The organism is Streptomyces sp. NPDC001380 (assembly GCF_042895785.1).
GTDB lineage: Bacteria > Actinomycetota > Actinomycetes > Streptomycetales > Streptomycetaceae > Peterkaempfera.
The window spans coordinates 12,613-28,377 of record NZ_JBIAWP010000002.1; the positions used below are offsets into that span (position 1 = coordinate 12,613).

General features: G+C 72.6%; 11 protein-coding genes and 2 pseudogenes. 4 read left to right on the top strand and 9 right to left on the bottom strand.

Annotation, left to right across the window (positions count from 1 at the left end; all coding sequences use genetic code 11):
• Positions 1–98: 98 nt before the first annotated feature.
• Genes ACFY07_RS02835 through ACFY07_RS02845 form a run of 3 tightly spaced genes read right to left on the bottom strand, consistent with a single transcriptional unit; the run spans position 99 to position 4,512 of the window.
• Positions 99–1,643, bottom strand: coding sequence for an acyltransferase family protein (locus tag ACFY07_RS02835; protein ID WP_390867084.1), 1,545 nt, complete (start codon positions 1,641–1,643; stop codon positions 99–101).
• The gene (locus ACFY07_RS02840) at positions 1,640–3,808 is read right to left on the bottom strand and encodes a bifunctional polysaccharide deacetylase/glycosyltransferase family 2 protein (RefSeq protein WP_390867085.1); all 2,169 of its coding nucleotides are present in this window, start codon (positions 3,806–3,808) and stop codon (positions 1,640–1,642) included. Before ACFY07_RS02840 ends, ACFY07_RS02835 begins: the two co-directional genes overlap by 4 nt.
• Positions 3,809–3,831: 23 nt before the next feature.
• Positions 3,832–4,512 (bottom strand): hypothetical protein, encoded by a 681-nt coding sequence (locus tag ACFY07_RS02845; RefSeq protein WP_390867086.1) that lies wholly within the window; start codon positions 4,510–4,512, stop codon positions 3,832–3,834.
• 188 nt (positions 4,513–4,700) lie between these two features.
• Between ACFY07_RS02845 and ACFY07_RS02850 the strand changes: the two genes are divergently transcribed.
• Together ACFY07_RS02850 and ACFY07_RS02855 are read left to right on the top strand one after the other, a co-directional pair.
• Positions 4,701–5,735 (top strand): glycoside hydrolase family 26 protein, encoded by a 1,035-nt coding sequence (locus ACFY07_RS02850; protein ID WP_390867087.1) that lies wholly within the window; start codon positions 4,701–4,703, stop codon positions 5,733–5,735.
• A gap of 115 nt (positions 5,736–5,850) precedes the next feature.
• Entirely contained in the window at positions 5,851–7,755 is a 1,905-nt protein-coding gene (locus tag ACFY07_RS02855) for a PQQ-binding-like beta-propeller repeat protein (RefSeq protein WP_390867088.1), read from the top strand.
• A gap of 159 nt (positions 7,756–7,914) precedes the next feature.
• On the opposite strand, the gene ACFY07_RS02860 is transcribed toward ACFY07_RS02855, so the two are convergent.
• Positions 7,915–8,361, bottom strand: coding sequence for a hypothetical protein (locus ACFY07_RS02860; RefSeq protein WP_390867424.1), 447 nt, complete (start codon positions 8,359–8,361; stop codon positions 7,915–7,917).
• Between the two features lie 218 nt (positions 8,362–8,579).
• On the opposite strand from ACFY07_RS02860, the pseudogene ACFY07_RS02865 reads away from it, so the two are divergent.
• Positions 8,580–9,168, top strand: a pseudogene (locus tag ACFY07_RS02865) (hypothetical protein); the annotation flags it as partial.
• 125 nt (positions 9,169–9,293) lie between these two features.
• Here ACFY07_RS02865 and ACFY07_RS02870 read toward each other — a convergent pair.
• Both ACFY07_RS02870 and ACFY07_RS02875 read right to left on the bottom strand, forming a co-directional pair.
• Positions 9,294–9,533 carry a hypothetical protein gene (locus ACFY07_RS02870; protein WP_390867425.1) on the bottom strand — a complete coding sequence of 80 codons (240 nt, stop codon included), beginning with the start codon at positions 9,531–9,533 and terminating at the stop codon, positions 9,294–9,296.
• 141 nt (positions 9,534–9,674) lie between these two features.
• The gene (locus ACFY07_RS02875; RefSeq protein WP_390867089.1) at positions 9,675–11,030 is read right to left on the bottom strand and encodes a serine hydrolase domain-containing protein; all 1,356 of its coding nucleotides are present in this window, start codon (positions 11,028–11,030) and stop codon (positions 9,675–9,677) included.
• 150 nt (positions 11,031–11,180) lie between these two features.
• Here ACFY07_RS02875 and ACFY07_RS02880 point away from each other — a divergent pair, with 150 nt between their 5' ends.
• The gene (locus ACFY07_RS02880; RefSeq protein WP_390867090.1) at positions 11,181–11,861 is read left to right on the top strand and encodes a TetR/AcrR family transcriptional regulator; all 681 of its coding nucleotides are present in this window, start codon (positions 11,181–11,183) and stop codon (positions 11,859–11,861) included.
• A 46-nt stretch (positions 11,862–11,907) separates the two neighbouring features.
• Here ACFY07_RS02880 and ACFY07_RS02885 read toward each other — a convergent pair.
• The 3 genes and pseudogenes from ACFY07_RS02885 to glnA form a co-directional block, all read right to left on the bottom strand.
• A pseudogene (locus ACFY07_RS02885) lies at positions 11,908–12,477 on the bottom strand (transposase); the annotation flags it as partial.
• A gap of 23 nt (positions 12,478–12,500) precedes the next feature.
• A complete protein-coding gene (locus ACFY07_RS02890; protein ID WP_390867091.1) occupies positions 12,501–13,877 on the bottom strand; it encodes an MFS transporter in 1,377 nt (458 codons plus the stop codon).
• A gap of 469 nt (positions 13,878–14,346) precedes the next feature.
• Entirely contained in the window at positions 14,347–15,756 is a 1,410-nt protein-coding gene (gene glnA / locus ACFY07_RS02895; protein WP_230648297.1) for a type I glutamate--ammonia ligase, read from the bottom strand.
• Positions 15,757–15,765: the final 9 nt, after the last annotated feature.

A 15,765-nucleotide genomic window follows, 5' to 3' on the forward strand; every position in this document is an offset into this window, starting at 1 on the left:
TCCTCCCCGGGCCTGCTCTCCCGCAGGCCCGGCAGGGGGGCCGGGACCGCCGTCCCCGCCCGCTCCCGTCCCTCCGCGCCGTCCCTCCGCGCCGGGTCTCAGCCCCGCCGCCGGCCCCTGGCCCGCCGCGGGTAGGGGAGCAGCCGGGGGCTGCGCCTGGCCGCCACGTCCTCGACCCAGCCGAAGAGCAGCAGCCCCGCCAGGATCAGCGGAACGGCGACCAGCAGCGGGAACCACTGGCTCGACAGCAGCCAGCGCAGGTGCGTGTAGCAGAACTCGTTGTTCCACAGCGGCTCGATCAGCGGCTCGGTCAGCACCAGCGCGACGCAGTGCCACAGGTAGACGCTGACCGCGCGGGAGTTGAGCAGGCTCACCAGTCCGCTGAACCGTTCCAGCGGCCGGGGCCACTCCTGCCACGAGGGGCTCAGGTGGAGCAGCAGCATCACGCAGCCGAAGGACCAGATGGCCTGCGCCAGCGGCACCGCCTCCAGGTCGGGGCCCACCCGGGGGTCGTCCATCGGCGACTGCTGCAGCCACCAGAAGCCGAGGGCGAGGACCAGCGGCGCGACCGAGGGCACGACGTACTGGGGGATGCGGCTGAGCAGCCCCTCGTGGTGGGCCATGCCGAGGATCCAGCAGGCGCCGAAGGTGGTGAAGTCGGTCGCGGTCTCCATCAGCCGGCCGGACTGGTCGACCAGGCCGGAGTTGAGGACGGCCGACAGCGCCAGCGGCACCAGGAGGGTCACCCAGGGGAGCCGGCGCACGGCCTTCAGCATGAGCGGCGACAGCAGCACGTACCAGAGGTACGCGCGCAGGTACCACAGCGGCACCACGACCTGCTCCGCCCAGCTGGAGGGCAGGTGGCCGCCGAAGCCGTGCAGGGAGTCCGCGTAGGGAGGGGTGCTCAGCGGCAGGATCCAGAAGGCGAGCTTGCCCCACCACCAGCCGGGGTGGCCCTCGGCGTCCGGGCCCCAGCCGTCGAGGACCATCGCGGTCAGCGTGACCGCACCGAACATCCACATCGGGGGGAGCAGGCGGCGCAGCCGCCCCCGGATGACGCCCAGGGCCGGCCGGCTGAGGGACCGTGCCATCAGCGAGCCGGCCAGCGCGAACATCACGCCCATGGAGGGGAAGAGCAGCGGCAGCCAGGTCCAGCCGAAGTTGTGGTAGATGACCACGCGGACCAGGGCCAGGGCCCGCAGCAGGTCCAGGTAGCGGTCGCGGCCGGCCTTCGGCCGGGGCGCCGCAGACCCGTCGGCGGGCCCCTCCCCGGCCTGTCCGGTGTCCGCGGCCTCCGCGGCCTCCGCGGCCTCTGCGGCCTCCGCGGCCTCTGCGGCCTCCGCGCTCTCCCCGGCCTCCTGCGGAGGGCGCTGGACCGGGATCGCGGCGAGGTCGGCCACCCGCAGGGCCAGGGTCTCGGAGGGGTCCTGGGCACTGCGGGGGGCAGGGGGCGGGGGTATGCGCAGGGCCAGGGTCTCGGACGGATCCTGGGCGCCCCGGGGGGCGGGGGCCGGGGGTATGCGCAGGGCCAGGGTCTCGGACGGATCCTGGGCGCCCCGGGGGGCGGGGGCCGGGGGTATCCGCAGGGCCAGGGTCTCCGAGGAGTCCTCGAGGCGCGGTGCACCGGTTTCCGCAGTGGTCATGACGGCATCGCCCCCGTGGTGACGTCGAGCCCCACCTCGCCGGTGCGCCGCAGTTTCTGCCAGCGCAGGCGGCCTCCGGTCAGGGCGGTGATCCAGGACTGCAGCAGGACCATGTACATGAGCACCCGGTAGACCACCTGCTGCACGGGAAGGGTGACCAGGTGCCAGGGCTTCTCCCGGTCCAGGTGGAAGGACCACCAGGCGCAGAAGCCCTGCAGGGCCAGGACCGCGAACCAGGCGCCCAGGCTCTTGTAGGGGTCGACGAAGGCCACGCCGTAGACCATGGCGATGTCGATGGCGGGGGCGAGCAGCGGCGTGAGCACCATGAAGAGGGCGACGAAGGGCAGTCCGACCCGGCCGAAGCGGCCGGCGGGGCCGCGTTCCAGGGCCGCGTGCCGGTGCTTCCACATCGCCTGCATGGTGCCGTAGCTCCACCGGTAGCGCTGGGACCAGAGCTGGCTCATGCTGCCGGGCGCCTCGGTCCAGGCGCGGGCGTCCTCGGCGTAGACGATCTTCCAGCCGGCCCGGTGCAGGGCCATGGTCACGTCGGTGTCCTCGGCGAGCGTCTCGTCGCTCATGCCGCCCACCTGGTCCAGCGCCGTGCGGCGGAAGCCGCCGACGGCGCCGGGGATGGTCGGCATGCAGCCGAGCACGTCGTACATCCGGCGGTCCAGGTTGAAGCCCATGACGTACTCGATGTGCTGCCAGGCGCCGATCAGGGTGTCCCGGTTGCCGACCTTGGCGTTGCCCGCCACCGCGCCGATGCGCGGGTCGGCGAAGGGCTGCACCAGTTCGCGGACGGTGGAGGGCTCGAAGACCGTGTCGCCGTCCATCATCACGATCAGCTCGTTCGAGGCCGCGGCCACGCCGGTGTTGAGCGCGGTGGGCTTGCCGCTGTTGGGCTGGCGGATCAGCCGGACCATCGGCAGGCCGAGCTCCTCCACGATGGCGGAGGTGTCGTCGGTCGACCCGTCGTCGACCACGATCACCTCGATGGGGTGGTCGCTCCGGGCCAGCGAGAGCAGGGTGTTGGTGATGCACTCCTGCTCGTTGTAGGCGGGGACGACCACGGTGACCGGTTCGGTGACCGGGTCGCCCCACGAGAAGCCCGGCTTCCGGGTGCGCCGCACGTGCAGGAGGGAGAGCACCAGCATCAGGGCGAAGCGCGCGAAGACCAGGACGCCGACGACCGCGAGCAGCGCGACCAGCCACGGCATCAGCCGGACGGAGAAGGTGGTGCACCACAGGAACGCCTTGCCGGCCCACAGGTTGTAGCCGGTGACGGGGGCGTTCGCGGAACCGGTGCCGAGCGCCTCGCCGATCGTCTTGAAGGTGTAGCCGTCCGCCTTGAGCCGCTCGATGATGACGGGGAGCGCGGCCAGGGTCTGGGACCGGTCGCCGCCCGCGTCGTGGAGCAGGATCATCTCGCCCTGCCCGGCCAGCTCCGGAAGGGCGGCCCTGACGATGGCGTTGACGCCGGGGCGCTTCCAGTCGTCGGTGTCCTTGTCGATGAAGGCGGCCAGGTAGCCGTCCGACCCCACCTCCCTGGTCACCGGCCAGGACCAGTCGTCGAGCGCGTCGACGGTGGAGGAGTAGGGCGGCCGGAACAGGCTGGAGTGGATGCCGGCGACACCCGCCAGGGCGAGCTGGGTCTCGCCGAGCTCCCAGGTGAGGCGCGTGCCGGACTGCAGGGCGAGGTCGGGGTGGGTGTAGGTGTGCAGGCCGATCTCATGGCCGCCGGCCACGATCCGGCGGATCAGCGCGGGGTTGCGGGTGACCATCGAGCCGGTGACGAAGAAGTCGGCGTGGACGTGCTGGGCCTCCAGCACCTCCAGGATCTTCGGCGTCCACCTGGAGGACGGGCCGTCATCGAAGCTGAGGACGACGGTCCTGTCGGGGATCGAGTAGCTGACCGGCTTGTCGTTCCGGTCCCCGCGGGCGTCCACGATCGGGCCGCCCTCCAGCACGCTGCGCGGCACGGTGCCCTTGTCCACCGAGGGCGCGATGCGCTCGTCGTGGAAGACCTCGTTGTTCTCCATGCCCCGGAGCACCATCAGGGCGAGCAGGGTCACCAGCAGGGTCACCGGCAGGAAGAAGCGCAGCGGGGGCGCGGCGAGCCGCCGCGGCCGCAGGACGGACTGCCGGGGGCGTTGGTGACGGGGCATGGACTTCCTGGTCGTCGGGCGTGCTAGGGGTTCTGGGGCGGTACGGCGGCGGAGGGCGCCGCACCGGGGTTCGTGGTCGTGGTGGTGCCGCCCGCGGCTCCCCCTCGGGGGGTGCGGACCGTTCCGGTCGTGGTGCCGCCGGCCGCGCCGCCGCCGGCCGCGTGGGCGGTCCCGGCGGAGCCTCCCGCCGCGGTCCCGCCCCCGGCCGGGGCTCCGGCCGACCCGCCGGCGGCCGTTCCGGCCGTGGTCCCTGCGGTGGTGGCGGTCCCGGTGCCGGCGGCGGTCCCCGCGCCGGTCGTGGTCCCGGTCGTGGTCCCGGCTCCGGCGCCCGCGAGGGTGCCGGAGCCCCCGGTGGCCCCCCCTGCGGCTCCGGCCGGGCCGGCGGCCGGTCCGGGACCCCCGGCCGGGACCCTGCCGGGCCGCGGCCGCGTCCCCCGGGGCGGTGAGGGCAGCGGGGCGTTCACGTACTGGCTGGGCGGGGTGGTGTTCGCGGTGTCCGGGACGGCGAAGGACGGCGCCTGCGACTGGACCCCGACGAGACCGGCGATCATGGCCACGGCGAAACCGACGCAGACGACGCCGACGACCCAGCCGAGACCGCGCAGACGCCGGCCGCGTCGGCCTGTCCGGTCCACGAAGACGGGGGAGGCGTCGACCTCCGCGGGGGCGCTGGGCACCTGGGGCCTCGGGCTTTCCTCGATCAAGTCGCCACGGACACAGGTGGCTGTCGAAAAATAGTCCACGGACGGGTTCCATGAGGGGCCGGATGTGCGATTTGTCGGCTCCATCCCTCGTGTGTGACCGTATCGATACGAAAATACGGTAAGCGCGACCGGGTCTCATAGGATCCTGGGCCGGAACCACGTCACCTGCCCGATCGGAACCCCCGCGCATGGCCAGACCTGTCCGCTTCGGCCGTCCCCTCGTGGCCTCCGTGGTGCTCGCGGTGCTGCTCGCGGTGGCCGCCGCCCTGCTCCTGGCCCGCAACGGCGGCGGGAAGGGGGCCTCCGGCGACGCCGGGAAGGCCGCGGGCGGCGCCTCCGCCCCGGCCGCGCGCTTCGACGTCTCGTCCCTGCTCCGCCCGTCCGGCCGGATGCTGGGGGTCGTCGACGACAAGACCCCCTGGCAGTACGGCATCGTGAAGACCTTCACGGAGCAGGCGGGACGCGCCCCCGACATCCGCCAGTACTACAGCTCCTGGGGGGACGACTTCGACCCGGAGGGCAACGCCTTCCTGTGGAGCCGCGGGCAGCTCCCGATGCTCTCGCTGGTGCCCTCCACCACCCCCCTCGCCGACATCGCCGGGGGCTACGACGACGCCTACATCCGGCAGCTGGCCCGTCAGGTCGCCGCCTACCGCGGGCCGCTCGCCCTCTCCTTCGCCGGGGAGATGAACGGCCCGTGGAACTCCTGGGGGCCCGGCCACGCCCGGCCCGCCGACTTCGTCGCGGCGTGGCGGCACGTCCACGACGTCTTCCGCAGCGCCGGCGTCACCAACGTGGTCTGGGTGTGGAGCCCGCACGTGGTCGACACGGGCACCACCGCCCGGCTGCGCCCGTACTACCCCGGGGACGCCTACGTCGACTGGGTCGGCGTCATCGGCTACTACGGGCCCATCGACGGCACCGCCTTCTCCAGCCTGTTCACCCCCACCCTGCGGGAGATCGCGCGCTTCTCCGGAAAGCCGGTGCTGATCGCGGAGACCGGGGTGGCGGAGAGCAGCCGCAAGCCGGACCAGGTCCGCGACCTGTTCCGGGGCGCCGAGCGGGCGGGCGTCATCGGACTGGTCTGGTACGACCAGCGCAAGTCCTGGCCCGGCAGCCGTCAGCTCATGGACTGGCGGATCGACACCTCGGTGGGCGCCGGGGCCGCCTTCCGCGTCGAGGCGGCCCGGCACGGCTTCGGCCACCCCTTCGGGAAGGGCTGAGGCCCGCAGCGGGCACGGCCGGGCGCGGGCCCGGCCTCCATGCCCCTTACGATGGCGCGTCGAGGCGGCCGGGGCCGCCGCACGCGGAGGACGGAGCAGGACGGGAAGTGCGGGGATGACGACGGGACCGTCGCCGGGCCAGGACGCTCCGGAGGAGGACACGGGCTGGGCCTTCAGGCCGCGCAGACCGGCCGGGGCCGAGCCGCGCCCGTACCCCGGGCCGCCCGAGGGGCGGCCGCCGCACGAGGAGGGCCCCCGGCCCCCCGTCCCGCCGCCCGGGGACGCTCCCCGGCGCGGCGCCGCCCCGCCCGGCGGCGCCGCGTCCCGGAACGGGGACGACGCGCCCCGCCGTACGGAGGGCGGTCCCCGGAGGCCCGAGGAGGACGCCGCCCGGGGCGGCGTCCTCCGCGAGAGCCCTGCTCGCCGTCAGGACGCCGCCCCGCACCGCGAGGACGCCGCCCTGCACCGCGAGGACCCCGCCCGCCGTCAGGAAGCCCCCCGCCGTCAGGACGCCGCCCCGCACCGCGAGGACCCCGCCGCGCAGGCGGAGGACGCCCGCCGGTACCGCACGGCCGGTCCCGTCCCCGGCCGCCCGGGGGAGTCCGTGCCCGGCCCGCGTCCCCCGCGCACCCCCGGCGACGCGGAACCGTGGCAGCCGTCCCCGTCTCCGGCGTACCCCTCCCCGCATCCGGCGGCACCCGCCGCCGTCCTCGACGCCCCGCCCTTCGAGGAGACCTTCGCCGAGGCGTTCGACGAGCCCTTCCCGGAGTCCGTCGCCGACCCGCAGCCGCAGCCGCGGGGCAGGCGCGGGCGGGCCGGCGTGATCGCGCTCGTCCTCGCCGTCCTCGCCGCCGCGGGCGGGGCCGCCGCCGTCCTGCTGCACCGGGAGGAGGCCGCCCCCACCGCGTCGAAGCGGCTCACGCGGGCGTGGCAGGTGCCCGCGCCCGCTCCGGGCGACGAGCTGGTGGGGAGCTGGCTCACCGGAAGACTGCTGGTACGGGCGAGCACCCGCGGCGGCCTCAGGGCCTACGACCTGGCCGGCGGCCGCGAGGTGTGGCACGCCGCACCCCGGCTGGACCCCGCGAAGTGGGGGACCGTCCCCTGCGCCATGTCCCCGGCGCCCACCGCGCAGGGCCTCGGCACGGTCGCCTTCGGCAAGGACGGCGACTCCTGCACCTGGCTGGCCGGCGTCGACGCGGCCACCGGGAGGATCCGCTGGAGCGTCCCGCTGGTCGACGCAGGGCACCCCACGGCGATGCCCGCCGGGACGTTCCTCCAGGGCGGTGTCGCCACGGTCGTCAACAAGAACTTCCTCGGCGGCCTGGACGTCCGCACCGGCCGCCGCGTCTGGGGCTTCCGGGCCCGCGGCCACTACTGCGGCGTCCACCCCTGGGGCGCGTCCGGGATCGTGCTGGTCGACGACTACTGCGCCGACACCAAGGACCGCTTCACCCTCACCGCGTACGACGGCAGGACCGGCCGGGTCCTCTGGACCGGCGCCCAGGACTCCCAGGCCGACCTGGCCCACGTCTTCTCCGGCGCGCCGCTGATCGCCTCCGTCCACACGGCGGCCGAGGACAGCGTCCGGGTCTTCTCCCCCTCCGGGCGGAGCCGCAAGCTCGCCGTGGGCGACACCGAGGTCCTGCCCGGCAACGACACGGCGGCCGACCGCTCCGCCCGGCTCGTCGGGGACGTGCTCGTCGCCCCCGCCCAGTCCGCCCAGGGCGGCGAGATCGTCGGGTTCGACACCGTCACCGGGGCGAAGCTGTGGACCCACCGCTCCGCCGTGCTCGCCACCGCCGCGGCCGGGGACGACCGGGTGCACGCCGTCTCCACCTCGGGCACCCGCCAGCTCCTCGCGCTCGACCCGGGCACGGGCCGCGCCACCCCGGTCGCGGCCCTGCCGGCCGCCACCGGCGGTCCGGTGCTCACGGCGGGCACGGTGTACGTGACGCCCGACGGCACGGTCCTGGAGCTCGACGCCCAGGCGAGGGGCGGCGCCGTGCGGGCCTACCGGTAGCGCCCGTTCTGTCCCGCGCGTGCCCGAGCCCCGCCGGACGGTGTGTCCGACGGGGCGTCCGTTCGGCGGGGCGACCTCAGGAGTGTGCGTCGGTGGCGGGGCACGGAAGGTGCCCCGCCATCGAGGGCCTCCGGGGGCTGCACGACGCGTGACGGCCTGTCAGGGGCAGGAGCCGTACTTCTGAGCCTTGATGTACGCGGTGGCGTCGTTCGACACCTTGACGTACACGGCGCTCAGCCCCGACCGGTTGTAGGACGTCGTCCAGCTGTGGACCAGGTCGGTGAACTGGACCTTGTAGCACCAGCCCGCGTCGACGCGGAAGGCGTCCCAGTCCTGTCCGGCAGGGGTCTGCGTCCAGGGGGCGAGGGACTTGGTGTACGTCAGGGAGACACACCCGGTGCTGGCGGTGCCGGTGCTGCCGCTGCTGCAGGTCCAGTCGCGGACCGCGGTCGCGCTGTAGCTGCTCTGGTTCACGGTCTCGGAGCACACGATGGTGCAGGAGCTGCCTGCCGCGGCGGGTTGGACCGGTCCCAGGAGGCCCGCGGCGGCCGTCGTGAGGCCGACGGCGGCGGCCTTGGCCCACCTGGATCGTGCCGAGGATCGCATGCGTTTCCCCTTGTCTGCCCGTGAAGGCGTCACACTTGAATCGAACTCCCGTTCGCAAAGTTCAAGTAAAGTCATCGTGGCACGTCTGCACGGGGGTGTCACCCCTTTCGGCGGAAGCCGAAGGGTGAGCAGGGCATGGAACCCTCGCGGTGCCCGGCGGTCCTCCCGGGACCACCGGCCAGGACGGGTGCCCGACTGCTGCGCGGATGCGCCGGACCCCGGACCTCGCCGAGGCAATGGCCATCGCCGCACGCAAGGCGTTCGTCATCCTCGACGGCACCCTGCTGCCCCTCGACCGGGGGACCTCCCGGCCGAGGGCTGGGGGCGATCGCCGCCGACCGGCCGTACCACTCCGGCAAGCACAAGAAGCACGGCATGAACGTGCAGGTCATCGCCGACCCTCCCCCAGCCTGACGGCCGGGAGGTGCCCCCAGCCGGGCTGCTGTGGGCCTCGCCCGCCCTGCCCGGCGCGGTCCACGCCATCAAGGCCGCCCGCACCCACGGCATCATCGACACCCCGGCCGAGGCCGATGTGCGCTGCTGGTCCGACAAGGGGTACCAGAGCGCCTGCGGCACGGTGCGCGTCCCCTGCCGCAGCCGCTGGGAGAAGCTCTCCGCGGGCCAGAAGGCCGATGGGGGCACCCCCGGCCGAAGGCTGGGGGAGTCTCCCACGCCAGGATCCGCGCGGTCGGCGAACAGGCGACGGCCACCCTGGAGTCCGGGCGGCTCCTGCGCAAGCTCCGCTGCAGCACCACCCGCAGCACCGACCCGGTCAGGGCCGTCCTCGCCCTCCACCTGGCGACGTCAGGCCGAGGTGGGAAAAGCCTCAGTGATCCTGGCGGATGCCATCCGGTCAGATCTTGCTGCTCGCCCCCTGGGCCGGGTCTCCGTGGAGGTGCGCTGCGATCCGCCGCTGTCCGGGGACGTTGCTGTCAGCCGTCGCTGTCAGCCCACCGGGCGGGCAGGTCCACAGCCTGGTTGTGGAACTCCCGCTCGGCCTCACGGCACGGGGCGAGGAAGAACGCACGCTGAGCTTCGCCGAGGCCGCAGTCGAGCAGGTGCATGGTGACAAGCACCGCCTCCATGCCGTTGCAGCCATGGTCCTTCAGGTGCTGCTGCAATGCGTCTGCGTCCCGGGTGTCGCCCCACATCGGTCGGGCTTCCTCGACCATGGCCGCGATGCGTGCTTCCCGAACTGGACCCGACCCCGCACGATCCCCCCCTCTGACGGACTGGGCAATTGTCAAATGCCGTGGACCTGGGTGAAGCTGTGCCGGCCTCGCCTGCGGTGCTCTCCGGGGGTTCCCCAGGTGTCACTCCGAGGGTGTCGAGGAGACCCGGTTGAAGAACCGTCCGGCCATGTCGGCCCCGATGATGACGCCGTCGGCATCGCGGGTGAGGAAACCGCGCTGGCCGATCAGGCCGCCGCCGGTGACGATGTACTCGTCGCCGTTCCCAGGGAGCAGGCCGAGGCCGGCCGGCGGCAGGTCCGCCGGCAGCTCCCTGCCGGCCGCCGCGCGGATCTCCGGCTTGATCCGGCATTCGACCGTCATCGTGTCGCCGTCGGTGTCGATGATCAGCGTCATGAGTTCGTTCTCGTAGTGCCCGGTGATCTCCCGGGCGCGCTGCGGGTCGTACGGGAGCGGCTCGGGCTCCCGCTCGACCACGCCGAGGTGGTGTTCGAGCACCCAGCGGAGCACGGCCTGGTTGAACTCCAACCCGTTGTCGGGCCCGGCATTGGACGCCGCCACGACGGCGAAGTCCCGCTCCGGTACCAGCAGCAGATCGGCGAACTGGCCGTTGGTCGATCCGCCGTGCCCGACGGTGCGCACGCCGTCCACGTCGCGCAGGAACCAGCCGAGGCCGATGGCGTCGCCGAGCGTGGAGCCGTGCAGCTCCACCGTCGGCTCCTGCATGCGCCTCGCCAGGTCACTGCCGCCGAGGTGGAACCGGGCCCAGCGCAATTGGTCGGAGACCGAGGACACCAGGCCGCCGCCCGGGTTGTTGCCGCGTGTGTCCTTCCATGTTCGGGCGACCTTGAGCGCTCCTTCGCTGAGGTTGTGGCCCACGGCGAACCGGCGGGTGATGGCCTGCCCGGCGGTGAAGACGCTGTCCGCCATGCCGGCCTGTTCCAGGACGAGCGAGGTGACAGCGGCCTCGTAGGTCTCGCCGGTGGCGTTCTCAACGACCCGGCCGAGCAGGTTGTAGCCGAGCTGGCTGTAGGAGGCGCGGCCGCCGACCGGGCCGATCAGCGGCACCTCGGCCATCCTGGCCACCTCGCGGGCCAGCGCGTCGTCTCCGTCCCCGCTGTCGAAGACCATCCGGGTATCCAGCCCGGCGGTGTGGTTGAGCAGGTTCAGGATGGTGATCTGCGCGGCCGCGTCCTCATCGGGGAGCCGGAGTTCGGGAACGTAGCGGCGCACTGGCGCCTCCAGCTCGACCCGGCCCTGCTCGACCAGGCGCATGATCGCGGTCGCCGTGCAGGTCTTGGTGACCGAGCCCAGTACGAAGAGTGTGTCCCGGTCGACGGGCAGCGGGTTGTCGATGCTCGTCACGCCGTGGCAGACGGTCAGCTCCCGTCCGTCCGCACGGACTCCCACCGCTGCACCCGGGATGCCGAGCTCCTCGGCCTTCCCCTCGACGAACTCCGCCAGCGCATCGTGTGACATCTCGATTCCCCCTCGATCGGTGTGGTTCTCGCACGGCGTCTCGGGCGTCGCGGCGACTTGCACCCTGGTCAAGCGGAGGCTAGCGAATGACTTGAACACTGTGCAAGAGTCTTCTTGAACGGCGTGCAAGTCGAGGGCTATCGTGCATCCATGCCCCGCAACACACTGACGCGCGAACAGATCCTCACCGCCGCCATCGCACTGCTGGACGCCGAAGGGCTGGAGGGCCTGAGCATGCGGGCGCTGGGCCAGCGGCTGGGCTCGGCGGCCACCGCGGTCTACTGGCACGTGGGCAGCAAGGACAACCTCATCGCTCTCGCCGGCGACCAGCTGTGGCACGACATCGCGCTGCCCGACCCGGACGAGGTCGGCTGGCGCACGGCGGCCACCGTCATGGCCGGCGACCTGTACGCGATGCTCACCCGCCACCCGTGGCTGCTGCAGGCCTTTGGCTCCTTCCTCATGTTCGGCCCCGGCAAGGCCCGCCACGACGACCACCTCCTCGCCATCTGCGAAGCCGCGGGATTCGCCGGTCCCGCAGCCGACCAGGCCGCGGCCGCCGTCTTCACCTTCGTCCTCGGCAACGCCCTCGGCCCGGCCGCAACAGCCTCACTCGCCCGCAAACTGCGGCGCGAAGGCAGCAGCGCCGAGCAGGCCATCGGCGACGCCCAGGCCGAGGCCCGCGAGATCGCCGCACATTTCCCTCGGCTGCGCGCCCGCCTGGACACCCACAGTGCCGACTACGGCGCGGCGCCCGGCGGCACTTTCCAGACCGGCCTTCGGGCCATCCTCGATGGGCTGGAGGCGCTGCAACGCGGGCCTGCTCGGTGACCATCACCCGATGATTCGGGAGGGTGCGCCCGGCCCACGGTTCGAAGGCGGGGCTGCCGGCGCCGCGGGTGGCCTCGGTGCGGAGCTTGACGGTGGAGAAGGCCGACTCGAGGGGATTCGTGGTCCGCAAGTGGACCCAGTGCTCGGCCGGGAAGTCGTAGAAGGCCGGCAGCTCCTCCCGGTCGTCGGCGATCTCCGCGACGGCCTTGGGGAACTTGGCGCCGTAGGTCTTCGCGGATGCATCGATCGCCTTCTCGGCATGCGCGCGGTTTTCGGCGTTGTGGACCTCCTGCATCGCCTTCGTCGCGCCCGGCGGTGCTGACTTCGGCAGGGCGGCCGTGACATTTCGGGCCTTGTGGACCCAGCGCTGATGCCGGGCGGCAGGGAACACCTCGGCCAGGGCCTTCCACAGGCCCGTCGCACCGTCGCCGACGACGAGTTCGGGGTCGCGCATGCCGCGGCGGCGGCAGTCGCGCAGCAGGTCGGCCCACGACTCGGTGGACTCCCGCAGCCCCTCGGCCAGGGCGATCAGCTCCTTGGTGCCGTCCAGGCGCACTCCGAGCAGGGCCAGGACGCAGGAGTGGGCCTGGCCGAGGCGGACCTTGGGGTGCACCCCGTGGGCCCGCACGTGGACGTCGGTCAATCACCCGGGAAGGTGCGCTCTTCGTGCGCTCCCGGGGCGCCGATCCACAAGTCCTGAGCACTGCTCTGACGGACTGCGGTCACCTCGCACCGGCACGCCGCCATCAGTTGCCCTGGAACTGACCGGCCTTGTGATCCACCTGCACGGTCTCGACCCGCTCGGCCTCCGGCCTGCGGCGACGTAGGCGCTGTCTGTCGCCGCCGGTCAGCCATGGTCCGCCTCGTACGGCCCAAAGGCGGCCCAGGCGCCTCGGTTACGCATCGGCGGTAGAGCGATCTCGGGAGCCTCACCCCGTTCTGCGTGCGCCGCGGAGAGGCGCCTTCTGCGAGGACTGCCCGGGTAGCGGGCGTTCCGGGCCGGCTGCGTGCGCCGTAGACCAGAGCGCCGACCAGTGAGCCGCCGGCGTTCAGGGTGAGCAGGACGGGCGCTCCGCCGGGCGTTGGCCAGTGTTCGGCGTAGGAGACCACCAGGACGTTGAGGGTGCCGATGGCAAAGCCGGTTCCGGCGAGGGCGGCGAGCAGAGCGACCAGGGGAGGACTGCGCAAGGGGCCGAGCCAGTGGCTGGCGTGGGGGGAGGCCTTCCAGTGCCGAGAGGGCGCGGCGGTGGCGACCACGACGACCCCGAGCATGCCCAGCAGCGCCTGGGCGAGCAGCGCGAGTGTGGGTGATCGGGCAGCGACGCAGGCGGTCACCACCAGAGGTCCGGCGACGAAGACAAACTCTTGTGCGATGGAGTCCAGGGCGTAGGCGGACTCCAACCGGTCCTGAGGGGCGATGTCGTGCCACAGGACTCGCAGGCAGGGCTCCAGGGGTGGGGTCATGGCACCCGCGAGGGCCGTCCCCACCAGAACCGGGAGTCTGTGGCTGGGAGCCAGAGCGACGGTGATGAATCCCGCCCCGGCCAGGACAGCGGTGGGGGCCAACACTCTGGCTTGTCCCCAACGGTCGACCGCCCGTCCCAGCAGCGGTGCGCCGATGGCTGCGGCGATGGCGAAGGTGCCGGCGGCCGTGCCCACGAATCCGTAGCTCGCCCCGGCCTTGCGCAGGGCCAGCGGGATGGTGAGGGCGGCCATCGCAGGGGGAAGGCGCCCGACCCAACTGCCGATCAGCGGACGAGCGACGTGGGGAGCCCGTAGTAACGACAGGTAAGCCATGGTGGGCACCCTAGGGCGGTCAATGGTCGGCTCGCGCACTCTTTTCGAGGGCGCGAGGCAACTACCTTTTCTGCGCCTCGGCCGCCCACGTCCTCCAGAAGTCCTGGCCGTCACCCCGTAGGCGGTTGCGGGCTGCCCAAGGCCGGTGGAGCGGTTTTGGGCGGTGGCCTGTGCGGGCTGGGGTCGAGCAAGATCAGGGGCCGTACGCCGGCCGCTCATCGGGCTGGCTCCTGCCTGCCCGTGTCCATCCCGATCGGCTCCCTGGTCGTGCCCTACGCGGGTCCCGGACCGGGGAGGTGCCTGACGATTGTGCCGGCGCCCGCCTCGGCCACCGGCTGGCCTGCTCACCCTCTCCCGCCTCGCGGCGCGGAGCGGGCCGCCGCCGGAGCGGGGCGAGGACAGGAGCGAGGCGAGCGCCTTGAGGGAGTGGTCCACGTCGTTCGTCCGGTGCGGATCGTCGGCGCCGAGCCGGTGTTCGCTCCGCCGAAGGGCCGCAGGCTGCGAGACGTGCCGTTGCCTGACCCGGTCGCTCAAGCCCTGCCGGAGGGGCGGGTGGCGGAGCCGCCCGGCGGACGACGACGCCCCCGCCGGAAGGTGTTCCCGGCGGGGGCATCGGCACGTTCGACGGCCCACGGACGGCCCAAAGACGGCGCAGGAGGGCGGTCACCCGCCCTGACCCGTGGCGGTCTCAGATGTCGAAGTAGAGCTCGAACTCGTGCGGGTGCGGCCGCAGCTGGATCGGGGCGACCTCCTGGGTGCGCTTGAAGTCGATCCAGGTCTCGATGAGGTCCGGGGTGAAGACGCCGCCCGCGAGCAGGTACTCGTGGTCGGCCTCCAGGGCGTCGAGGACGGCCGGGAGGGAGGCGGGGACCTGCGGGACCGCGGCGTGCTCGTCGGGGGCGAGCTCGTAGAGGTCCTTGTCGACCGGCTCCAGCGGCTCGATCTTGTTCTTGATGCCGTCCAGGCCGGCCAGCAGCATGGCCGAGAAGGCCAGGTACGGGTTGGAGGACGGGTCCGGGGCGCGGAACTCGATGCGCTTGGCCTTGGCGTTCGACCCGGTGATCGGGATGCGGATCGCCGCGGAGCGGTTGCGCTGCGAGTACACCAGGTTGACCGGGGCCTCGAAGCCGGGGACCAGGCGGTGGTAGGAGTTCACCGTCGGGTTGGTGAAGGCCAGCAGCGACGGGGCGTGCTTGAGCAGGCCGCCGATGTAGTAGCGGGCGGTGTCGGAGAGGCCCGCGTAGCCCTGCTCGTCGTAGAAGAGCGGGGAGCCGTCGGACCACAGCGACTGGTGGACGTGCATGCCCGAGCCGTTGTCGCCGAAGATCGGCTTCGGCATGAAGGTGGCGGTCTTGCCGTTCCGCCAGGCGACGTTCTTGATGATGTACTTGAACAGCATCAGGTCGTCGGCCGAGGCCAGCAGGCTGTTGAACTTGTAGTTGATCTCGGCCTGGCCGGCGGTGCCCACCTCGTGGTGCTGGCGCTCGACCTCGAGGCCGGCCTTGGCGAGCTCCAGCGACATCTCGGCGCGGAGGTCGGCGAAGTGGTCGACCGGCGGGGCCGGGAAGTAGCCGCCCTTGTAGCGGACCTTGTAGCCGCGGTTGTCCTCGAGGGCGCCGGTGTTCCAGGCGCCTGCCTCGGAGTCGATGTGGTAGAACGCCTCGTTCGACTTCGTCTCGAAGCGGACGCTGTCGAAGACGTAGAACTCGGCCTCGGGGCCGAAGTACGCGGTGTCGGCGATGCCGGAGGAGGCGAGGTACGCCTCGGCCTTCTTGGCCACGTTCCGCGGGTCGCGGCTGTACTGCTCGCCGGTGATCGGGTCGTGGATGAAGAAGTTGATGTTGAGGGTGGAGTCCTTGCGGAACGGGTCCACGCGGGCGGTGCTCAGGTCCGGCACCAGGGCCATGTCGGACTCGTGGATGGCCTGGAAGCCGCGGATCGACGAGCCGTCGAACATCAGCTGCTCGGCGGGGTCGAACGAAGCGGCCGGCACCGTGAAGTGCTGCATGACGCCCGGCAGGTCGCAGAACCTGACATCGACGAACTTGACGTCGTTGTCCGAGATGTAGCGCGACACCTCGTCGGCGTTGTTGAACATCCATCCTCC